Consider the following 20,945-nt stretch of genomic DNA (forward strand, 5'->3'; position numbering starts at 1 on the left):
TAAAAAACGCAGGATAACGGATCTATCATCCGCATCCTGCGTTTTCTGTCAGCCTTTTACGGAACCAATCATAACGCCTTTCTCAAAATATTTTTGAAGGAAAGGATAGAGCACCAAAATCGGCAAAGTCGATACGATGATAACCCCGTATTTGATTTGGTCCGCATACTTTTGCGCGTAGCCCCCAGCGTTCCCGCCGGAGCCAGCTCCATTTTGAAAAACCTGGTTAGATAAAAGGATATCTCTTAAAATAATTTGCAGCGGCTGCAGCTTATTGTCCCGAATATAAATCAATCCAGTAAAGAAATCATTCCAATGGCCGACTAAATAATACAGTCCAACGACTGATATTAAAGCTTTTGACAACGGGAGCGCGATTTTGATAAAAAATCCGAAATGGGAGCAGCCGTCGATGGCCGCCGCTTCATACAATTCGGAAGGCAAAGACGACTCAAAAAACGTTCTTGCGATAATGAGGTAAAACACATTCACGCAAAACGGCAGGATAAACATCAAAGCCGTATTGGTTAAGTGAAGGTCCTTCATCAGCAAGTAAGTCGGAATCAAGCCTCCATTAAAGAACATGGTGATAACAAATAACAGCATGATAATCCGTCTCGCCCGGAATTCACGTCTGGACAGCACGTAGGCTGCCGGTAAGGTGATCAACAAATTGACCAGCGTGCCTGCAAACGTATAAAAAACCGTATTGCGGTATCCGTTCCATATACGCTCGTCCTGAAAGATTTGATTGTAACCGAAAAAGCTGATATTTTTGGGCATGAACAGCACTTTTCCGGTCGAAACAAGAGTTGAGTCGCTGATCGAGGCGATGATAATAAAGTAAAGCGGATAAACAATGGCCAAAAAGATCAGCGCGCACATCACGAATAATACGATTCGAAATACAAGTTCACTACCGCTTACACGGTTATGGACCATAACCACTCCTCCTTCGACAGCCATTTAGAATAAACTCGTATTGGAAGCTTTTTTTGAAATGGCATTCATCGCAAACAAGAAAACAAAATTAATCAAGGTATTAAACAAACCAATCGCCGAAGCGTAGCTAAACTGATTGGATACGATACCGATCTTGTACACATAGGTAGCAATAACCTCCGAAACAGGCAGGTTTAATGAATTTTGCATCAGAAAGATTTTCTCAAAGCCTGTGCTTAGTATATTTCCCATGCTAAGAATGAACAGAATGACGATCGTCGGGATAAGAGCAGGGAAATCGATGTAACGAATCGTTTGCCATCTGCTGGCCCCATCCATTTTCGCCGAATCATATAGCTGCGGATCCACCGTCGAAAGCGCCGCTAGATAGATGATGCTGTTCCATCCGCAATGCTGCCAAATATCGGAAATGATATTAACCGGAATAAACGTAGAGGTTGAAGCAAGCAAATTGATATGCCCAAAACCGATGGACTTCATGAAATATCCGACTATGCCCGTTTCCGGCGATAACAGGACATTCAGCATACCCACCAGTACGATTATCGAAATAAAGTGAGGCAAATAAACCGTCGTCTGCATCAGCTGCTTCATTTTTTTCCTGCGAATTTGATTGAGTACTAACGCTAAAATGATCGGTGCGGGAAATCCGATTATGATCGCTGTGAAGCTGATAAAGAACGTATTGGTCAGGAGATCGACAAACAAAAAGCTATCGATAAATTGCTTGAAATAAAATAAACCCCGCCATTCTCCTCCGGTAAGCCCTTTGCTGAAATCGAAATCCCTGAATGCCAATTGAATGCCGTACATGGGAATATAGTTGAATACGAAAATAACGGCTATTGCCGGAAATATCATCAACCACAATTGAATATCTCGTTTGAAGGTGCTGAAGATCGACCAAGAGCCCATAAGAAATTCCCCCTTCTTTTTGAAAAGAAGCTATACCCTGTTTAAGAGCGGCATAGCTCCCTGCATCACGTCTTTTTTATTTCTTGCTCATGTAATCATCATAGTATTTTTGCATAATCTCGATGTTTTGGTCCAAGCCTGCTTTTTTGCTTTGCTTCACATACTCGTCCCACTGCGCTTCAATTCCGCCCTTGGTTACCCATTTGGCAAAATTGGTATTGGCGAGGTTCATCACATTCGTATTGCTGAGACTCATCGTGTTATTGTCTGCTGTCGTATACTTAATGAACATGCCTGGGAAAACATCCTTCACCGCATCGACTGCTAAAGCATCCTTCAAGGGCTCCGACTGAACGAGAACCTCCTGCATATCTTTGCCCAGCGTTAAATTTAACGAGTCTGGGAGATACATAGGCCCGTTATCTGCCCATGTAGAGGTCCATTTCCATGTCCCTGGATCCATTTTCGAATCCGCAGGCGGCAGCACGCTGTATGTACCGTCACCATTATCCTTGATATTCGTTCCTAACGAACCGAATAAAACCTGCATGCTCACTTCTTGTTTATACAATTCATTGATAAATCTCATAGCTGCTTCTTTATTTTTTGTTTTTGCTGACATCACGATCTGATTCACGCCATAATTCAATGTCGAGAAATCATAGCTCCATGATAATTTGCCTGAAAAACCGGCCGATTCTTTAAGCGGTGACATCGATGTATATTGCGGCGCAAGCTGCTCGCCAAAGCGGTCTGAAGCAACCCAGCCCCAAGTAAAGCCTACCTTCGCCGTATCTCCTTCACCGCGTGCAACAGACTGGAATTTCGTATAGTCATGGGTAAATACCTCCGGGTTAATCAATCCGGCTTTATACAGCTTATTAAGGAAAACAACCATTTTTTGGTAACGTTCATCCGTTAAGAAGTTTTTCACTTTTCCGTCTTCGACGAAATAGCCTTGTCCGCTTCCGTCAGTTAACGTAATGCCTAGGCCGCCAAGAAGAACTGCAGGGTTGAAGAAGCCGCCAATACCGCCCGGCCAGTCCATCGGAATCTCATCGTTCGGATTGCCGTTGCCGTTTGCATCTTTCTCCTTGAACGCGACTAACACGTCATACAATTCGTCCCAGGTTGTCGGCATGCTCAGTCCCAGATTGTCCAGCCATGTTTGGTTTATATATTGTCTAGTTGCGGACGCCGGCCAAAATCTTTGGTATTTAGGCAATCCATAGATTTTACCATCGGGCTGCGTCGCAATAATTTTCGTCTCCGGCTTATCATCAAACATTTGCTGCACATTCGGCGCTTCCGGCAGCAGCTCGGTTAGATCTTGGAACAGACCTTGGAACTGTGCAAAATCGGCGTCCGTAATGACATTAGGTCCGACAAACAAATCCGGCGTATCGCCGCTTGCCAGCATCGTGCCTTTCTTCTGGGCCCAGTCTGCAGTAATTTCCTGCCATTCAATATCCACGCCTGCGGCATCCTCTGCCTTTTGCAGCCATTCCATCTCTGCCAGCGGCTTCGTCAAGGGATGCTTCGAGATGATTGCGGTTAATTTCACCTTCGCACCGCCTGCGCTGCCTTTATCGGTACCTGTGTTTGAGGACTCCTGATTGCCGCCGTTATTGCTGCACCCTGCGATTAATATGGTGCATAAACATGCTGTCAGAACAAGGATTAACGTTTTTTTCATCTTGCATGGCCTCCCTTTTTCTTCTTTGATATCGCTTACATATTCGATAAGAAAATAGATCGGTTAATCCGTTTAGACCGGCTGTCTCGGCTGCAGCTCTTGACAGCCTTAATGTTAGCAAGCGTTTTCAAAGCGAACAATACGGAAAATCATTGGATTTCGGTGACGATGATTAGGTAGTCGTCCGCTCATAAACTTTAGCGCGCAGCAAGCGTAAACGGCTGTCGCCGTCCTCTGTGGCAAAGCAGTCGTTTCGCGGAGATATATAAGCACATTTATATGTGAAAACATATAAATTCTTATATATCAAAAAAGCCACGGCTGCGCCGCGGCTTTTTTACTTAATGATTGCTGTCGGAATATGTGCCCTGAAAGGCTTCGGCAATTTTATCCGACACGCTTTCGAAGGCTTCTTTGACGCTTTTTTTGCCTAACCACACTTGATCGAACGCCGGCTGCAAAATCGCAGATATATTTTCATTGTTTTTTAAATAGTAGTCATATGAATTGACGCCATTCTCAAACGTCTGCCGCATTACGGCATCCTGATAGCCGCTCGGATGCCCGGGATTTACATCCGCCCAGCGCGCAATCAGCTCAGGCTTCGTGTAATAATCCTTAAGCAGCGGCATCCACAAGCCGCTGGCATGCAAATCGATGGAATTCTCGGAATCGAGCTGCCATTTATAGAACAGCCAGGCTTCCCTTGGGTGCTTTGTTGTCGAGGCCATGACAAGCGGTTCCCCAAACTGAATGGTTGTGCTTGTCTTCAGCTTAGGCAATACGCCGACACCGTAGTTGACGCCGGCTGCGCCAAGGTCAAGCTGAACCCATTGGCCATCGAGATTCATGGCTACCTTTCTGCTTTGCACGGCAAGTGCCGGCTGCGGCAGATTTTTCTCCTGAATCGGCGATGGCGCGACATGATGAACGTAGATAAGATCTGCAAGCTTTTGGACCGCGTCAATGACAGCCGGATCGTCCAGATTCATTTTACTGCCGTCAGGCGCGATCACGCTCGCATTATTGGAAGGCACCATTAAGTGCCACATCCAGGTGTTGAAGCGTACGCCGAACTGGACAATGTGATTGGGATCGAAATCCGGGCTCAAAGCATTATTTCCGCTGCCGTCGAACGTCAACTTTTTTGCTGCATCCAGGAATTGCGGCCACGTCCACGCATCCTCCGCTTTTGCAGGCGGCAGTGCTACACCCGCTTCGTTAAAGAGATCGGCATTATAATAGAGGGCGAACGACTCCTCAGCAACCTTGACGCCTGCTATCTTACCTTGCTCCCAGTACATTAGGGCGTTAGGAATGAGCGAAGCTTCATTGATTTGAGTATCGGTGTCTAGAAACTCCTTCAAGTTATAGAGCTTCCCCTGCTCCGCCCATTGCAGCGCGGTATGCTTGTACAGCATAAAGACGTCAGGCGCTTTGTTGCTCGCATACATCGTCGTAAGCTTGGTATTATAATCGCCCGGCTCATACACGTATTGGACCGTAATCCATGGATATTTCTCCATAAATTTTTCAATCATTCTCACCTTGGCCTGCTTCTCGTTCGGAGAGCCCCAGGAAGCATAGGTCAAGACGACTTTTTCTTTATTTTTCATGGCTGCAGCATCGCTTGCCGCATCTCGATTCACAGCACCGCGTGACTCGTCGCAGCCCGCAACAAGCAGCATGGCATATAAAATCAATAACGCCGTGATTCCACGCCTGTTTCTTTTCACCTGTTAGCTCCTTTCTCTCCGCGCTCATTGGACTTCAGTCTTGTCCTGCTGGCCGGGGTACATGCCCATCCGAAGTATTATCGTCGTTCCGCTGCCCTCGGCGGAGTAAATATCAAACCCATAATGGAGTCCGTATAAAAGCTTGATTCGCTTCTCCACGTTCGGCATGCCTGTCGAATGCGCCTTGCCCGATCTTATTCTATCAATCTGCTCCTTATCCATACCGCTCCCATTATCAACGATAGAAAATTGCACATGATTGCCGTCAGACCAGCCTTTAATACCGATTTTCCCTCCTTGCTCCTTCTCCGCAAATCCGTGAATAATCGCATTTTCTACAAAAGGCTGCAAAAACAGCTTAGGGACTTCCATGTCCAGCAGCTTCTCTTCTACTTCCATCTCGACATGGAACAGATTCTCAAACCGGCTCGACATAATATAGATGTATTTGTTCAACCAATCCAGATCCGTCCGCAGCGGCCAAGTTTCCTTCTTGTTCCTTGTCGAGGTCTGCAGCATATCCGCTAGATTGTGGATAATTAAGCTCATCTCCTGCTGATTGTTCTCCACCGCGATCCAGTAAAGGGTCGTGAGTGTATTATAGAGAAAATGAGGATTTAGCTGAAGGTTGAGCGCCATAAGCTCCGCTTCCTTTTCCCTCAGCCGCGATGCGTAATTCTCTTCAATTAACGTCTGAATGCGGCCGTTCATATGATTGAATGTTCGGATAAGATGTCCAAATTCATCACGGCCATGCTCCGGGATATGAATATGAAAGTTGCCGCGTTCCATCAGCTTCATCGCCTTCTTCATCCGGCTGATCGGCTTTGTAATGTAGACCGACATCACATAGGCGAGAAGGATAGAAACAAGCAGCATGACAATGAGAAACAGAGAAGAATACCTGCGCAGCGCGTTCAAATCCTGCAGCGCATCCTTCACGGGAATTTCGATATAGGAAATCCAGCCCGTGCTTTCCATACGGCTAAAGCTGATGACCATGCTCTTGCCGTTAATCTCCTTCTGAATGCTGCCATTCTTCTTCGCTATGGCTTCGCCAAGCCAGGAAGGCGCATCAAGACTTGCGACCCGTTCTGGATCAGAATCAATCACTACATTACCGCTCTCGTCGACAATGCCATACGACAAATGATGAAACTCGCTTTGCCGCGCGTAGTCTGCGAACAGCTTTCCGACATAATCGGTCGTCAAGTTGACCATTAAAATGGGTTTCTGCATCGTCTGCGGCAGCGAATGGAAAATGCCCTTCTCATCGAGAAAGGTGAGGTTCAACACTTTAACGGCCGATACCAGCTTGCTAAACTCAAAATTTAGATTGGACATATCCTTTTCGCCTAAGGTTTCAGCAAAACGATAAGTTGGAATCCACACCAAATCTCCTTTGCCGGAGATCGCTTGGCGATACAGGGAGGACGCAAAAAAACCTTGCGGCATCACGAACATTCTCGCTGTGTTTCCAAAGTTATATTCAGGCGTCAAGATAAAGGAAGCATACATATCGGTGTCGCCGCCGAAATATTTGAACAGGATTTGCGTAATTCGCCGATCCGCTTTCAATAAAGATTCATTATCGCTGGCATCTACCTCCGTAATGACACGGTACAATTCATTGTCGATCGGAAGCATTTCGCTTTTGTCACGGATATACTGGAGCTTCTCGTCGAGCAGCTGGTTATTGTTAATGACGACATTTCCAAGGCTTTCCCTTACGTTGGACAGCATATTCCGTGCACTGATCTGATAATAAGCAAAACCAAGAATCAAAATAATAAAGCTAACCAGCACGAAATAAGAGACAAGCAGTTTGATCCGGAATTTTGCGTTGGCAGCCATGTCCGCCATTTTTCTCAGGATGCGCATCGGTTTGGCCTCGTTTAATCAGGATGAGAACATTCTTCGGAATTCTTCTGGTGAATATAAGAACATTTTTTTGAACACCTTGTTGAAATATTTAATATCTTTATAGCCGACCTGCTTTGCGATTTCTACGATTTTCAGATCCGTTTGCAGCAGCAGGCTGCGTGCCTTCTGCATACGTGCTTTCACCAGGAAATCGGTAAACGAAAGGCCGAAATTATTTTTAAATAAAATACTAAAATAGGACGGATTGTAGAAATAACGCTGTGCGATCAGCTCCAGCCCCAAATCCTCGTGCAAATTCGCTTCCACGAACTCTCGGCATTTCTGCATAATCATCTCGCTGCGCGAGGATTTGTCTTTTTTCATTTGCTTGATCATATCCGCAAGCAGGACTGCTGCCGTATGCTGCGTGTCTCGAAAGGATTTGGCTGCGATGATGTCTTGATCGATGCGATTAGCCAGAATGCGGTACTGATCATCGTCAATGACAAGCTCCACGCGTTTTAAGCATGTGAGCAGCAGCTGCGTTGCATTGCATTTAAGCCGGAAAGGCGATGGATAAGCGGCTGCCATTTGATCGAGCAGGGAAGCAAGCGATAATACAGCGAGCTCAAGCTGGCTTTCCGTCACAGCCTTCTCGAGCGCATCGGTATCTTTGGTTGCAACCAATGGGCTTCCGTCCGTGTTCAGCATCCTTTGAAGCTCATTGGCTGAGAGCCACATGCCTTCCGGAAAATAATACAAATATTGCAAAGCAAGCTTTGCGCTTTCGCAGCACGCGCGGATCTCCGTTTCTATACATGCAAATTCCTTTCCGATTCCCGCGCTAATGGACCGATTGTATACATTCTCTAGCTGGCTCAGCGCCCTCCTAAGCTGATCCAGGCATTCCGCTCCCGAGATGCCTTGTTTCCAGACTGCAATCACATAAAGCCTGTCCTTCTCATGCTCGGGCGCCACGACCATCGTTTCTGCCAAAGGGGTATAAGCTTGTAATATCGCCCGTTTCAAGATGCTCCTCCATTCGAGCTCATCCGCCATGCGGTCGTCAGGCTTGGTTTCCAGGATCAGCACCGTGCCGTGACCGTTGCTTGTAAAATGCCGCATTACCTCGTTCCGTTCTGCGGCTTGCAATTCCTCCGTCATCCACTTATACAGCAGATGCTCCATGTATACAGGCTTCGTATGAGCCAATTGATCATTAAGGCTCTTCGTCTCTAATTGAACCGTGCTTTCCTTTTCTAGCTGCCGCTCCAAATCGGAAATGATAGGTTCCAAATGCTCGGTAATAACAGGCTTAACCAAATAGTCCTTCGCTCCGAGCCGAAGCGCCTGCTGCACATAACCAAATTCATGGAATACGCTTACAAAAACAACCTTGGGCACGTTATATCCCTTTTGGTTTAACGCCATTAGAAATTCGATGCCATTCACAATCGGCATTTGTATATCCGTAAATATAATGTCCAGCGAACGGTTTTCCGCAAGCTCAAGCGCTTCCTTTCCATTTTTCGCCTCATGCACCTTATAGTCCGGCCTCAGGGAGCGCACCATAGCAGCCAAACCGCGCCGCTGCTTGGGTTCATCGTCGACAACCAAGATTTCCATTTTAGTTGATATCATCATCACATCCCCTTAGACGTATTGCGAAACAATCATCTCTTCTTATTGTAGCGTTTAGACCTTTCATTGGGAATGAAAGCACGGGAGAAAATAGTTGGATAAGGGGAATCTTTTTGGGTTTTTCATCGCAAATAGCCTGCCTCTTGCGAGAGGCAGGCTCGAATAAAAAACAAGGTTGACTCACACTCTCCTACTTCGTGTTCATTATTTTAGCCCGATATTGCCCAGGCGTTATTCCCGTCCATTTTTTGAAGGCGCTTTGAAAGGCGCTCGGCTCTGAAAAATGCAGAACATAGGCAATCTCGCCCACCGAATACTCCCACTTCTTCAAATAACCCATTGCCATTTCCTTACGAACGCGGATGGATAAATCATTATATGTCGTATTTTCTTCTTTCAATTTATTTTGCAGCGTTCTCGTGCTCGTTCCGAAAAATGCGGCCGTTTGCTGCAGCGTCGGAAAAAAAGAAGGCATGCTTTTTCTCATCCATTGGACAATTTGCTCTGAAAACAAGCTTGCCTGAGTCAGATCATCTTTTGTTTCCTGCGCAATGGCTTCAAATACGCTTAAGAGCCTTGCATCGGAATACATGACCGAATAATCCAGTACTTCCTTTCCCATGCGCAAAACCGTCCCATCCCCGCCAAACCGGGGCGCTTTTCCAAACGCGGTCAAATAGGGAGCCAAATCAGCCGGCGCAGCATGCTCAAACTGTATTTCGGTTAAGGGGATCCGCCGGTTGCTGAGCCTGCCGATTAAACGATACAACGAGCTCGCCATATCCTCCACGCAATGCCTGGACATCCGCCCGGGAGACTGTAAGAACAAGCGGATAAGAACATCGTTTCCTTGCACTTCCCAATCCAAAATGAATCCGCTGCAAAGAATGACGTTATATCTCTGGTATGCCGCTAATGCTTCGCCAATCGTAAGTGAATGCATCATAACGTAACCGAGAATGCCCAAATCGACGAACTCCGTTATTTGCCCTTGATGGAGGCCGAAATAATCATCCTGCGTATATTCCGCGGCTGCAATCATTAACCGCTCCAATTCCTCGCCTGCAATACGGGCTTCCACATCCTGCATCATACTAGCGTCAAATGAAGCATAACGGCAATATTGCTCCGTATCATATCCTTTTTGAACGATGGATTTCATAATCGGATAAACCATCGAGATCGCGACCCCGTCGCTTTTCAAGCTTTATTCCTCCTTTGCGCGATTCAGCAACATTTCTGCGTCGTTGTTCATTCATTTATCGCTCATTTCATACTAAGCTAATTGTAGTCCTGCACCACTATCATATATCGAAAACAAGCATGATGGACAGCACTCATTAGAATAAACGGCTTTAACCTGAGGAGGAACATCGATATGAAATCAAAAATAGTCGTTATTAACGGACATCCCGATTCCCAAAGCTTCTGCACAGCTTTGTCCGAGGCTTACGCGGAAGGGGCTTCCGCTTCCGTCAATAGAGTCGAAACGCGAACGATTGATCTAAGCAAACTCGATTTTGAGCTGAACCTAAAGTACGGATACCGTCAAAGAACCGAGCTCGAGAAGGATCTTATCGAAGCCCAAAAGCTAATCAGCTGGGCCGATCATCTTGTATTCGTTTATCCCACGTGGTGGGGCGCGATGCCTGCCATTCTGAAAGGCTTTGTTGACCGTGTATTTTTACCCGGTTTCGCATTCAAATACCGCGAAAATTCCAGCCTATGGGATAAGCTGTTAAAAGGCAAATCCGCGCATCTCATTGTCACAATGGACACTCCGTCCTGGTATAACCGGTGGATTTACAGACGTGCCGGTCATAATGTAATGAAACGCAACATTTTACAGTTTTGCGGGATCACTCCTGTCCGCGTAACTGAGATCGGTCCGGTTAAGCCTTCATCACCGGAGCTTCGCGCCAAATGGCTGAATAAAGTGAAGGCACTCGGTTCAAAGCTGGCCTAATACGCTTTCTTGAACTGAATGGAAAAAGTAGTTGCCCCAGTCATTGTCGTGGGCGGTGACGGAAGCGATTTTTCTGGCGGATTTGATACTGCACATCAACTGATACAAAATATGATCAAAAAAAAGCCAGCAGCAGGTACCCTGTTGCTGGCTTATCAAGTTTATTCTATTAAGATGAAGCATGCTTCTTACTTATTAAACACGATTGGCATCTGACCTACATATGAATTTTGCAAAGCCACCAAATACATAAACTTACCAATATTTTCTCGTGATACCGCCATTTTGGCTGTTGTGTCGCCTAGAGAAACATCATACGTATCTTTCTTATGTTTAACGTTCGGATTAATAATCCGGACAACGGTCCAATTCAATTCCGAATTTTTTATCAGCTGTTCTATTTTTTTCATCTCTCGATAAGCATTCGGAAAAAGTATTTTTGCCATGATTCCCGGGACGACGGTCGTGAAATTTTTACGGTCATCCTTTGATTGTACCGTCGGTGTCGCTAGTGTGATAAACCTATTAACTCGCATTTTTTCCATAGCCCTGATGATGGTCTGATGACCGTCAGCTATCGGAGTGCCTTATATTCATAATCGATAGCCCAGCCCTTTGTTCACTCAGATAGTTATTTGTGAATAGGTTCTATCTATTAGTTAAATCCCGGAAATTCAGATAATTTGGATATATGGATAAAAAACACGGCAAAAGATAAAACACCGAGCAGCACAATCATAAACGTATCCTTAAACGAATCCTTGACACGAACATGGGTCATGATTCCGCCGATAGATGTAACACCGAGCAAAAGCGCTCCGGCAGCTGCCCAGCTCGGTTCCCAAAACCCGATAACCATTGCAGCTGCTCCGACAAATTCAACAATACCCGTTACAACACGGAACCATTGCGGTAAACGCCATTTATTGAATCCTTCAACATGCATTTTAGCTCCCGAAATTTTACCGATCCCGGCCATTAGAAACATAAGTGCCAATATACTTTGTAATACGATTGAAAGAATATTCATTTTAAAATCTCCTTTTTCGTTTTTTATATGCAACTCTCTGAAGCACATTTAAAATTAAAAAAACAAAATAAATGCAACGAACAGTTATATCGCCATACCCTCTCCCCTTTTAAGACGACATTCGGCTTTCCCCTATGATACACTCCTTTAAATGTGCTTCGGATAAGCACATTTAAATCCAAAAATAAAAGCGCAGCATAACTGCAACTTCATTAAGCACATTATAATCGGTTTCTAACCGTCTGCCTAGACCCTTTTCGAAAAAATTAATTCACGAAAAAATCCACGCGATCCATTACGCATGCAATGGTATATTTACGGAGGTAATCAATCGTTTGCTGTTCCGCTTCATAGAGAATTTTCTCCAGTTCCACATCCAATTGTTCGCCAGCCTCTCCGCAGTCCACGTCGAATTCTTGCTCGCCCGCTCCCGAGGCGACTGCTGCGTAAATATCGCCCAAGGTGATCTGATCTGCAGATTTCCGTAAAATATATCCGCCATCGCGGCCGCCCTTAGACTCAACGATCCCTTCGGCCGCTAAAGCCTGCATGACTCTCCGCATAAAGGTAGCGTGCGAATTCACTTGGCTGGCTATCATGCTGCTCGATAATATACTTCCGCTTTTAGCTAACCACACAACGGAATGCACGGCAATTTTGAAACGAGGAGGCCCTATGTTAACTCCACGATTTGCGGTACTCATTTATGAACACTCCTCTCCTCATTGAAATTCCGATCGACTTCTTGTTCGAAACGAATCTTATTTTTAAGCCTCTACATTTAGCAAATTATAAAGCAATCCTATTTATTGTTCAACTTATTCGCCTAGGAGAAAAGGTTAAAACCAATCGGACTAAACATAAATTACAAACTAGATTGAAAATTCTCCGGACAAATATACAAATAACAAAAAGATGGGTCAACCAATTGAATTGGCTAACCCATCTTCCATCAGAGCCTTTTCGAAGATGATAGAAAATATGATTATAAGGTCGATATGTCAATAACGAAACGATAACGAACATCACTGCGAAGCACACGCTCATACGCTTCGTCGACTTGGTCTGCGCGGATCACTTCAATCATAGGGGCAATGCCGTGTTCAGCTGCGAAATCGAGCATTTCCTGGGTTTCACGAATTCCACCAACGAGTGAACCTGCAATGCTGCGACGACCCATAATTAATGAAAATACATGATACTTATCTGGTTCAGCTGGTGCTCCAACATTTACAAGTGTCCCATCAATGCGAAGCAGTGATAAATACGCATCAACATCCAGATTTGCAGACACGGTGTTTAAGATCAGATCAAAACGACCTGCTAATTCTTTAAATGTTGAGGGATCACTTGTCGCATAATAATGATCTGCGCCAAATTCCAATGCTTCCTCTTTCTTATTATTAGAGCGACTCAATACTGTTACTTCAGCACCCATAGCGTGAGCAAATTGGATCGCTACGTGGCCAAGACCTCCCATTCCCACAATGGCAACCTTCTTACCTGGGCCAGCGTTCCAGTGTTTCAAGGGAGAGAATGTGGTAATGCCTGCACATAATAGTGGGCTTGCCCTATCCATATCCAGACCGTCTGGGATACGGACAACGAACCCTTCTGTTACAACGATTTTTTGGCTATATCCACCGTATGTTGGATTACCATCGTAGTCTAGACCGTTATATGTGTTGATAACACCTCTCGTACAATACTGCTCCTCACCACTGAGGCAATATTCGCATTCTCCGCAGGAGTCAACAAAGCAGCCAACGCCAACGCGATCACCAACGACATATTTGGTCACTTCTGTTCCTACTGCTTCTACGACTCCGGCAATTTCATGACCAGGAACCATTGGGAAGATTCCACCACCCCATTCACCGAATGCACTGTGAATATCAGAGTGGCAAATGCCACTAAACTTAATATCTATTAAGATATCGTGTGGCCGTAATTCTCTCCGCTCAATCGTGGTCTTTTCAAATGATGCTTTTGCACTTGGGACACTTAGAACATGTGTCGAAGTCATGTTTTTATGATTATTGCACATAAAAGATAACACAATCCTTTCAAAACTTATTTTTTAATGTATTTAAAAGCTACAAAAATAGCTTAATCCTTAATGTTGACTTTAAGGCAAGGGTTTTTTCGAAAATTATAAGTAAGTTCTTAATTAAGCTTTTCTTTATGGTACTTCTTTTCTAATTCATCGTAGAATTCTATTTTTGAATCAATTTTTATAAAAGCGTTATCCAAGTCTCTTTGTTTCTCCATCATTTTCTCTTTATGTTTTTCAAATATCTGTTTGCGTTGCGAGGCTGTGCTGTCTCCTTCTTTTGTCAATTCCACGATCGCACGTAACTCTGAAAGAGGTATGTCAGTTTTCCGTAAACAAACAATAAGCTCTAACCATAATAAATCAGCTTCGTCAAAAATACGATTTCCATTTCCATCTCTTTTTATAAAAGGTAGAAGACCCTCTTGTTCATAATATCGGAGTGTATGTGTAGGCAAACCTATCTTTTCTGCTGCTTCTTTTATATGAATTTCCATTGTATCCTCCATAACTTTTTTTATTATTTTGTTCTTATTACTACTACTGTGATCAAACCCGTAGGGCTTATTATAGACCTTAAAGTACACTTTAATGCAACATCGCGTTTTCATCTTCTTCTGGGAATTTAAGTTGTCTCTTGACTTAAAGTCGACTTTAAGGGTTATTGTTGCTTTGAAAATAAAGAGAAGTAAGGAAGGTTGGAGATGAACCTTTATGGCTAAACGAAGTAATCTGCTTATATTTATATTGACAGTAGGAGTTTTCGGAATTTTAAATACCGAAATGGGTGTTATTGGTATATTGCCTTTGATTGCTGATTACTATGATGTCAGTGTGGCAAAAGCAGGGTTGTTTGTGAGTCTCTTTGCACTTGCTGTTGCAATATCTGCTCCAAGTATGCCGCTATTGTTTTCAGGTATAAATCGCAAGAAGGCAATGTTACTTGTACTCGGTGTTTTCGTTCTGGGTAACATTGTCTCGATATTTGCATCTAACTTTACAATTGCATTAATTGCTCGTGTGATTCCAGCTATTTTTCATCCCATTTATTGTTCAATGGCATTTACAGTAGCTGCTAACTCAGTTAGCAATGAAGAAGCTCCAAAAGCGGTTGCTAAAATAATGTTGGGAGTATCAGCAGGTATGGTACTTGGAGTGCCAATCACTAGTTTTATTGCTAGTGAAACTTCGTTTGAAATGGCCATGTTATTCTTTGCTGCCATTAACGCTATAACATTCATTGCTACATTACTATTTGTACCATCCATGCCTGTTAAGGAAAGACTTTCTTACGGATCACAATTAAGCGTATTAAAAAATTCAATAACTTGGCTTTCCATTGCCGCTGTTATATTTATAAATTCAGCAATATTTGGAGTTTATAGCTACCTTGCTGAGTATCTTGAAACCATAACTAATATTTCTGGGAAAACGATTAGTTTAATGTTAGTAGTATACGGTGGGGCAAATGTTATTGGAAACATTGTGGCAGGGAAGTTACTTACTAAAAATGCCATCAAAACTGTAGCGGCTTTTCCTTTCGCATTAGGAGCAGTTTATATCGTATTATTCTCATTTGGACAGTTCACTGTACCTATGGCTATCATTACTTTGGTTTGGGGAATATTAGCTGGTATTGGAGGTAATATCGCTCAATATTGGATCACGTCCGCAGCTCCCAAAGCTCCTGATTTCGCTAATGGATTATTTTTATCATCCGCTAATATAGGAACAACCATTGGTACAGCTGTAGGTGGATTATTTATTTCAGCAATCGGTACACAATACATCGTAGTAGGGGGATTACTATCGTTGATATTAAGTGCGGTGTGTATTTTGCTAAGAAACAACATATTTAGCCCTAGAAAACAACTTTCTATATAAGGACACGAAACAGCCGCTTCGATCCCTTGTATCGCAGCGGCTTCTTTACGTCTATTTTCAATCTTCAAATGATTTCTGCTTTTTCTTAATCGGAATCCATATTTCACTTTTAAACGTTGGTGATGTGATATCTTTCGATTCGTTCCACAATATTTCAGGGCCATCTATCTGCTCATAATTTGAGGAGGGAAACCACTCGGAATAGATACGTCCCCAAACTTCTTGCAACGTACCCGGAAAGTGTCCAATGGCTTCAAATACAGCCCATGTCGATGCCGGCACTTCAAGCTGCGTCAGGTTATCCGGACATTTCTTCGTCGTCGCCACCCCAATGTAATGATCGAGCTCCCCTTTCTCTTCCATTCTTTCCTCTGAGAAATTCGTCGATGCACTGATTAATCCAATGGGCTCAACATTTGAGAGACTCTTAAGCATACGGATCGCTTCATCATCTAAGCTTGCCCACATCGATGCGATTTCCGGATTGACCCCATGGAAAACAATCCGCACTCTTTTCTTGATACCTAAAATGCGAAATGCTTCTTTATTCTCAATTCGAAAGTTCATTTCATTTCCTCCCTTAATGATTAATTGAAAGGTCATTTTAGGATACGCTTTTAGAGATTGACCATTATTTCTAGCCTCTGATGGCGTTATGCCATGCAAGTGCTGGAAAGCTCTTGTAAAAGAATCGGGCGAATGATACCCGTATTTGATCGCTATATCAATAATTTTGACCTCTTTGTTTTGAAGGTCAAAAGCCGCAAGCGTCAACCGTCTGCGCCTAATATTTTCCGAAAGTGAAACGCCTGAAAGAAATGAAAACATTTTTTTAAAATGATACTCGGAGCAAAGCGCGATTTTCGCTATTTCATTCCAATCCATCTCATCCGCAAGATTCTCTTCAATGTAGTTTAAAGCACGATTCATAGACTCAAGCATGATCAATGCGCACCTCCCTTCACGACTAGAGTAACATGACAGACTTCGATCTATCCGACTTTTCATGTTCCACTTTGGACGCATTTGCAAAGTGTCAATTATCAGCTGTGGCTCATTGCGGCGGATCACATTATTTTTATTTTTCCGATATGGTGGGAGTCGATGCCCGCACTCACGAAAGGCTTTATTGATAAGGTGTTTGTTAAAGGAATTTTATTTGATGATCCCAAGCCTGGGCGTCCGTTTATCAGCTTGCTTCCAAAAATAAAAGGAGTTTCTTTATTGACCGTCATGAGTACGCCTAATTTCGTATATAAGTGGATATTCGGTAATCCGATTACAAAAATTTTGTTTCGCGGTACTTTTCGTAAAATGGGAATACACAATCTCAAGTGGCATAACTACACTGGAATGGAGGACTGCAGTTTGGAGAAACGCCAGCAATATTTAATAAAGAACATTGTTCATCCTTCCGGGTTCATTTGTAGATTTGCCATTGCTCAATTACTGTATACATAATATACTGTATACGTGATATACTATTTATGTCATCCGCAATTATTGCGAATAGCAAAAGGAGAGTTGATATGAGTAACTTGGCCATTGAAGTGACAGGCTTGCGCAAAAAATTCGGAAATCAAGTCGTACTTGACGGTGTTGATCTTGCGGTTCCTGCCGGCACGATTTATGCTCTGCTAGGACCCAATGGTGCCGGTAAAACAACGCTAATTAACATTCTAACAACACTAGTGAAGGCCGATGAAGGTACCGCGAAAGTGTTCGGTTACGATGTTGCTGCCGACAAGCATGAAGTCAAGCGGGTCCATCAGTCTCACCGGCCAATTCGCAGCTGTCGATGAAATGCTCACCGGTGAGGAAAATCTACGGATGATATGCAGGCTCTCCGGGCTTACTTCAGCGGAAGCCCGTGCTCGGACCGCTGAGCTGCTCCGCCACTTTGATCTGACGCCAGCTGCAAATAAGCGTGTAAAAACCTATTCGGGCGGTATGCGACGCCGGTTAGATCTCGCTATCAGCTTGGTAATTGATCGTCCAGTGCTATTCCTGGATGAACCCACAACAGGTCTAGATACGGCTAGCCGTCGCGCGTTGTGGGAAATCATTCTGAAGTTGAAAGAACGCGGGATTACCATTTTTCTTACGACGCAATACTTGGAAGAAGCCGATCAGCTAGCTGATATGGTATCCGTTATCTCCGCCGGTCATGTCGTAGCCACCGGTACACCGCAGGAATTGAAATCGCGCATTGGCGGGGAAGTGCTGGAGCTGCGTGATGAGAAGGACGAAGTCATCCGAGTCGTATCTACTACAGGCAGCATTCACGATATCAGGCAAACACTCAATGCGTTAGCTCAATCGGTTCCTGATCAAACGCGCATATATCTCCGCAAAACAAGTATGGATGACGTGTTTCTGGCATTAACAACCGAGCGAGTGGAGGGAACATTGTCATGATAACCCCGCAATCTTCAAGTAAGCCCGCATCCTTCGTCACGACCAATGCGGTTTTCATCGGTCGAAGCCTTCGTCTCAGCTTGCGCAATACTGAAGCCTTAATCATGGCCATTATGCTTCCTATCATGCTGATGTTATTGTTTACCTATGTTTTTGGAGGCGCAATCGATCCTGTCGGCAACTATGTAAATTACGTGGTCCCGGGAATCATTCTTTTATGTGCAGGATTCGGTTCATCTTTTACCGCCGTGAATGTGGCAGAAGACATGACGAACGGCATCATTGACCGTTTCCGGACCATGCCGATCCACAGCATGAGCGTTATCACCGGTCATGTTATCGCAAGCGTTGCCCGCAACCTCCTAGCAACCGGATTAGTTATTGGCGTAGCTTATCTCGTTGGATTTCGACCATCCGCAAACGTATGGGAATGGATTGCAGCATTAGGTGTAATCACCCTATTTATCCTTGCCTTCACTTGGCTATTTGCAACAATCGGCCTAGCCAGCGGCAATCCCTCTGCAGCGAGCGGATATGGATTCATCTTGCTTTTTCTCCCCTACATCTCCAGCGCCTTCGTCCCGACAGACACTATGCCGGTCTGGTTGCGAGGCGTTGCGAACAATCAGCCTATCACCCCGGTCATCGAAACGATTCGCGGACTGCTCACTGGGGCCCCGATTCTGGATAGCGCATGGTTAGCGGCAGGCTGGTGTATCGCCATCCTCCTTACTTCCCTCGTATGGTGCGTTCTGATATTCCGTAAGAAAGCCGCTCGCAGATAAAACATGATGAGAAATCGCACAAAATAACAAAAGAAAGAACAGCGGCCCTAACGAACCGCTGTTCTTTCTTTTATTGTATGAGGCTGCCATCCCTATTCGATCAGAATAACTTCTTGTGCTCGAGGTAATCCGCGATGCCGTCAAGAATGCGTTCCAAACCGAAATCGAAGTCGTCACCTACCGTATTAGCGCTATCATTCTCTCCGGTATACGCACCAGAGAGGACGATCGGGGCCAGGTCCGGAAAACGTTCCGGCTTGACTAATTGCTTAAGCGCAGCCGTATATTCAAATCCGCTTACGGCTTCAGGACTGGATCCCGCCTGAACGGCGCGTTCCAAATCCCGTTGTATCATACCGGATGATCTTGCGTAACTGCTTAACAGCAATATATTCGACATTTTTTCATAATCATTTAACGGGAGATCACGCATGGACCGAAGAACCCAATCGACGATTTGAAGATTGTAAGGGGTAGTCGGAATGCTCATGATCGGGATATCGCCGAACCAAGGATGTTCCCGAAAAACAAGAATGCTGGCTCTTACGTATTCCCGCATGCTTTCACGCCAATCTGTAACAGGCCCGTCAGGCGGAATCGGGATATCGCAAACCGCATCCTGCATGAGAATGAGAAGATCTTCCTTACTCGTAATGTACCTGTAGAGGGACATCGCAGAGTAACCCATAGACTGGGCAACTCGATTCATAGAAACAGCTGAAAGCCCATCCTTGTCGGCGATCGCGATGGCTGCCTCAACAATTTGTTTGATGCTCAGCTCACCTTTTGGTCCTCTTTTTTGCTGCTTTACGATCCCCCAGCTCAGCTTTACTCCGTGTGGTAAATTATTAATGGCTTCGTTATCCAAATGGTCGTCATTCTGCATCGTTTCAAATCCCCCATGATGGTTAAACCTGTACCGGTTTGTTTGCATGTCCCTATCAATTCCGTAAATTGTTTACAACATAAACAGTATATCATATAGGGAAATTCAAAGAAAACACCGGTACTCATCATGTTCAGGTTACGCACTCTCCGATGGTCTACATGGAAGGCTTTACTCATATACATAGACGAGCTAAACCCATGTTCTCGCAGGACTAACATCTACTGAAAGGATGCGATTGCCGTCATATGGAGCACCTTTTTCCGCTAAAATTAGAGTATTTTTTGCTATTTGGAATAGCTTTATTTTGGACAATCGTCTATATTCTCGTCATTTATAAAGGTTTCAGGGATCATTCCTGCGGTATGCCAGCCGTCTCCATTTGCGCCAACATTACTTGGGAATTTCTGTTCACCTTTATCATGCCCTTTCATCCGCTTCAGCAAATCGTAACCTTAATATGGTTTCTGCTGGACTGCATCATTTTGCTCCAATTTCTCTATTATTCCAAAGGCTCATACCCCAAACGAACCATTTATGCTTCCGTCTTCTCTTTGCTTGCCATTGCTTTTCTGCTGCAGTACGCGATGGCGATTGAATTCCATGACAAAATGGGAATCTATTCGGCCTTCGGCATCAATCTGCTGATGTCCATTCTCTTTATCAAAATGCTGCTGACCAAAGATCTTCAAGGCCAATCCCTAACTATCGCTTACTTCAAAATGATAGGCACCTTGCTTGCGTCCATCCTCTGTTATTCGTTATACCCGCAATCCATTTTATTAACGGTTATGTATATCATGATCTTTATGCTGGACATCGTGTACATCCTGCTTGTCTATAGCAAATCAATTAAAGTTGTCCATAAGCCGGCCGCCTATAAAAAAACAATGCAAGCGTAAACGGCTGACGCCGTCCTTGGCGGCAAAAGCTCGTTTCGCGGTGAAATATAAGCAAAGTATAAGGTTGAATTTTATACATTCTTATATTTTAAATCAGTAGCGTTGCATAAACGCTAACATGGATATTTATCTGAATTATCTGAAAATAAATACTCGTAGACAAAGGCTAAAAACTCAAGGGGCCTTTAGCTCAGGTAGCTAGTGTCC

Annotated in this window: 20 protein-coding genes and 1 pseudogene; 7 read left to right on the forward strand and 14 right to left on the reverse strand. The window is 44.3% G+C overall.

Annotation, left to right across the window (positions count from 1 at the left end; translation table 11 throughout):
* Positions 1-48: 48 nt before the first annotated feature.
* The 7 genes from RCO25_RS27045 to RCO25_RS27075 form a co-directional block, all read right to left on the reverse strand.
* On the reverse strand, positions 49-942 hold the full coding sequence (locus RCO25_RS27045; RefSeq protein ID WP_308999185.1) for a carbohydrate ABC transporter permease: 894 nt from the start codon (positions 940-942) through the stop codon (positions 49-51).
* 24 nt (positions 943-966) lie between these two features.
* Positions 967-1,878: an ABC transporter permease gene (locus tag RCO25_RS27050; protein WP_308999186.1), complete on the reverse strand. Its 912-nt coding sequence runs from the start codon at positions 1,876-1,878 to the stop codon at positions 967-969.
* Positions 1,879-1,954: 76 nt separating this feature from the next.
* Positions 1,955-3,574 carry an ABC transporter substrate-binding protein gene (locus RCO25_RS27055; protein ID WP_308999187.1) on the reverse strand — a complete coding sequence of 540 codons (1,620 nt, stop codon included), beginning with the start codon at positions 3,572-3,574 and terminating at the stop codon, positions 1,955-1,957.
* A 341-nt stretch (positions 3,575-3,915) separates the two neighbouring features.
* Positions 3,916-5,310: an ABC transporter substrate-binding protein gene (locus RCO25_RS27060; protein WP_308999188.1), complete on the reverse strand. Its 1,395-nt coding sequence runs from the start codon at positions 5,308-5,310 to the stop codon at positions 3,916-3,918.
* A gap of 24 nt (positions 5,311-5,334) precedes the next feature.
* A complete protein-coding gene (locus tag RCO25_RS27065) occupies positions 5,335-7,191 on the reverse strand; it encodes a sensor histidine kinase (RefSeq protein WP_308999189.1) in 1,857 nt (618 codons plus the stop codon).
* 18 nt (positions 7,192-7,209) lie between these two features.
* The gene (locus RCO25_RS27070; protein ID WP_308999190.1) at positions 7,210-8,817 is read right to left on the reverse strand and encodes a response regulator transcription factor; all 1,608 of its coding nucleotides are present in this window, start codon (positions 8,815-8,817) and stop codon (positions 7,210-7,212) included.
* 187 nt (positions 8,818-9,004) lie between these two features.
* On the reverse strand, positions 9,005-9,991 hold the full coding sequence (locus RCO25_RS27075; protein WP_374992175.1) for an AraC family transcriptional regulator: 987 nt from the start codon (positions 9,989-9,991) through the stop codon (positions 9,005-9,007).
* A 201-nt stretch (positions 9,992-10,192) separates the two neighbouring features.
* Here RCO25_RS27075 and RCO25_RS27080 point away from each other — a divergent pair, with 201 nt between their 5' ends.
* Positions 10,193-10,780, forward strand: a complete 588-nt coding sequence (locus RCO25_RS27080) for an NAD(P)H-dependent oxidoreductase (protein WP_308999192.1) — start codon at positions 10,193-10,195, stop codon at positions 10,778-10,780.
* Positions 10,781-10,968: 188 nt separating this feature from the next.
* Here RCO25_RS27080 and RCO25_RS27085 read toward each other — a convergent pair whose 3' ends face one another.
* From RCO25_RS27085 to RCO25_RS27105, 5 genes are all read right to left on the reverse strand, one after another.
* Positions 10,969-11,358 carry an NAD(P)H-binding protein gene (locus RCO25_RS27085; RefSeq protein ID WP_308999205.1) on the reverse strand — a complete coding sequence of 130 codons (390 nt, stop codon included), beginning with the start codon at positions 11,356-11,358 and terminating at the stop codon, positions 10,969-10,971.
* Positions 11,359-11,435: 77 nt separating this feature from the next.
* Complete coding sequence (locus tag RCO25_RS27090; RefSeq protein ID WP_308999193.1) at positions 11,436-11,810, reverse strand: DoxX family protein; 375 nt, start codon at positions 11,808-11,810, stop codon at positions 11,436-11,438.
* A gap of 266 nt (positions 11,811-12,076) precedes the next feature.
* On the reverse strand, positions 12,077-12,514 hold the full coding sequence (locus RCO25_RS27095) for an RrF2 family transcriptional regulator (RefSeq protein ID WP_308999194.1): 438 nt from the start codon (positions 12,512-12,514) through the stop codon (positions 12,077-12,079).
* A gap of 281 nt (positions 12,515-12,795) precedes the next feature.
* Positions 12,796-13,857, reverse strand: a complete 1,062-nt coding sequence (locus RCO25_RS27100; RefSeq protein ID WP_308999195.1) for an NAD(P)-dependent alcohol dehydrogenase — start codon at positions 13,855-13,857, stop codon at positions 12,796-12,798.
* A 119-nt stretch (positions 13,858-13,976) separates the two neighbouring features.
* Entirely contained in the window at positions 13,977-14,360 is a 384-nt protein-coding gene (locus RCO25_RS27105; RefSeq protein ID WP_308999196.1) for a MerR family transcriptional regulator, read from the reverse strand.
* A 217-nt stretch (positions 14,361-14,577) separates the two neighbouring features.
* Here RCO25_RS27105 and RCO25_RS27110 point away from each other — a divergent pair, with 217 nt between their 5' ends.
* Positions 14,578-15,747 carry an MFS transporter gene (locus RCO25_RS27110; protein ID WP_308999197.1) on the forward strand — a complete coding sequence of 390 codons (1,170 nt, stop codon included), beginning with the start codon at positions 14,578-14,580 and terminating at the stop codon, positions 15,745-15,747.
* A 57-nt stretch (positions 15,748-15,804) separates the two neighbouring features.
* On the opposite strand, the gene RCO25_RS27115 is transcribed toward RCO25_RS27110, so the two are convergent.
* Positions 15,805-16,695, reverse strand: coding sequence for an AraC family transcriptional regulator (locus RCO25_RS27115; protein ID WP_308999198.1), 891 nt, complete (start codon positions 16,693-16,695; stop codon positions 15,805-15,807).
* A gap of 156 nt (positions 16,696-16,851) precedes the next feature.
* On the opposite strand from RCO25_RS27115, the gene RCO25_RS27120 reads away from it, so the two are divergent.
* From RCO25_RS27120 to RCO25_RS27135, 4 genes and pseudogenes are all read left to right on the forward strand, one after another.
* Positions 16,852-17,208: an NAD(P)H-dependent oxidoreductase gene (locus RCO25_RS27120; protein WP_374992174.1), complete on the forward strand. Its 357-nt coding sequence runs from the start codon at positions 16,852-16,854 to the stop codon at positions 17,206-17,208.
* 68 nt (positions 17,209-17,276) lie between these two features.
* Positions 17,277-17,712: pseudogene (locus tag RCO25_RS27125) on the forward strand (ABC transporter ATP-binding protein); the annotation flags it as partial.
* Positions 17,698-18,165 carry an AAA family ATPase gene (locus RCO25_RS27130; protein ID WP_308999206.1) on the forward strand — a complete coding sequence of 156 codons (468 nt, stop codon included), beginning with the start codon at positions 17,698-17,700 and terminating at the stop codon, positions 18,163-18,165. The pseudogene RCO25_RS27125 and the gene RCO25_RS27130, both read left to right, overlap by 15 nt.
* Positions 18,162-18,950, forward strand: coding sequence for an ABC transporter permease (locus RCO25_RS27135; RefSeq protein WP_308999200.1), 789 nt, complete (start codon positions 18,162-18,164; stop codon positions 18,948-18,950). The genes RCO25_RS27130 and RCO25_RS27135 overlap by 4 nt, the downstream gene beginning before the upstream one ends.
* 100 nt (positions 18,951-19,050) lie before the next feature.
* Here the strand turns inward: RCO25_RS27135 and RCO25_RS27140 are convergent, their stop codons facing one another.
* Positions 19,051-19,836 (reverse strand): TetR/AcrR family transcriptional regulator, encoded by a 786-nt coding sequence (locus RCO25_RS27140; RefSeq protein ID WP_308999201.1) that lies wholly within the window; start codon positions 19,834-19,836, stop codon positions 19,051-19,053.
* 248 nt (positions 19,837-20,084) lie between these two features.
* Here RCO25_RS27140 and RCO25_RS27145 point away from each other — a divergent pair, with 248 nt between their 5' ends.
* Positions 20,085-20,738: a transmembrane-type terpene cyclase gene (locus tag RCO25_RS27145; RefSeq protein ID WP_308999202.1), complete on the forward strand. Its 654-nt coding sequence runs from the start codon at positions 20,085-20,087 to the stop codon at positions 20,736-20,738.
* Positions 20,739-20,945 lie beyond the last annotated feature (207 nt).

It is taken from the genome of Paenibacillus sp. LHD-38, from assembly GCF_031157315.1.
Taxonomy (GTDB): domain Bacteria; phylum Bacillota; class Bacilli; order Paenibacillales; family Paenibacillaceae; genus Pristimantibacillus.

What these genes read in the sequence shown, in the direction of transcription:
- RCO25_RS27045 (WP_308999185.1), bottom strand. Translation starts at nt 942, where the DNA reads ATGGTCCATAACCGTGTAAGCGGTAGTGAACTTGTATTTCGAATCGTA.
- RCO25_RS27050 (WP_308999186.1), bottom strand. Translation starts at nt 1,878, where the DNA reads ATGGGCTCTTGGTCGATCTTCAGCACCTTCAAACGAGATATTCAATTG.
- RCO25_RS27055 (WP_308999187.1), bottom strand. Translation starts at nt 3,574, where the DNA reads ATGAAAAAAACGTTAATCCTTGTTCTGACAGCATGTTTATGCACCATA.
- RCO25_RS27065 (WP_308999189.1), bottom strand. Translation starts at nt 7,191, where the DNA reads ATGCGCATCCTGAGAAAAATGGCGGACATGGCTGCCAACGCAAAATTC.
- RCO25_RS27070 (WP_308999190.1), bottom strand. Translation starts at nt 8,817, where the DNA reads ATGATGATATCAACTAAAATGGAAATCTTGGTTGTCGACGATGAACCC.
- RCO25_RS27075 (WP_374992175.1), bottom strand. Translation starts at nt 9,991, where the DNA reads ATGGTTTATCCGATTATGAAATCCATCGTTCAAAAAGGATATGATACG.
- RCO25_RS27080 (WP_308999192.1), top strand. Translation starts at nt 10,193, where the DNA reads ATGAAATCAAAAATAGTCGTTATTAACGGACATCCCGATTCCCAAAGC.
- RCO25_RS27090 (WP_308999193.1), bottom strand. Translation starts at nt 11,810, where the DNA reads ATGAATATTCTTTCAATCGTATTACAAAGTATATTGGCACTTATGTTT.
- RCO25_RS27095 (WP_308999194.1), bottom strand. Translation starts at nt 12,514, where the DNA reads ATGAGTACCGCAAATCGTGGAGTTAACATAGGGCCTCCTCGTTTCAAA.
- RCO25_RS27100 (WP_308999195.1), bottom strand. Translation starts at nt 13,857, where the DNA reads ATGTGCAATAATCATAAAAACATGACTTCGACACATGTTCTAAGTGTC.
- RCO25_RS27105 (WP_308999196.1), bottom strand. Translation starts at nt 14,360, where the DNA reads ATGGAAATTCATATAAAAGAAGCAGCAGAAAAGATAGGTTTGCCTACA.
- RCO25_RS27110 (WP_308999197.1), top strand. Translation starts at nt 14,578, where the DNA reads ATGGCTAAACGAAGTAATCTGCTTATATTTATATTGACAGTAGGAGTT.
- RCO25_RS27120 (WP_374992174.1), top strand. Translation starts at nt 16,852, where the DNA reads ATGCCCGCACTCACGAAAGGCTTTATTGATAAGGTGTTTGTTAAAGGA.
- RCO25_RS27130 (WP_308999206.1), top strand. Translation starts at nt 17,698, where the DNA reads ATGCGACGCCGGTTAGATCTCGCTATCAGCTTGGTAATTGATCGTCCA.
- RCO25_RS27135 (WP_308999200.1), top strand. Translation starts at nt 18,162, where the DNA reads ATGATAACCCCGCAATCTTCAAGTAAGCCCGCATCCTTCGTCACGACC.
- RCO25_RS27140 (WP_308999201.1), bottom strand. Translation starts at nt 19,836, where the DNA reads ATGCAGAATGACGACCATTTGGATAACGAAGCCATTAATAATTTACCA.
- RCO25_RS27145 (WP_308999202.1), top strand. Translation starts at nt 20,085, where the DNA reads ATGGAGCACCTTTTTCCGCTAAAATTAGAGTATTTTTTGCTATTTGGA.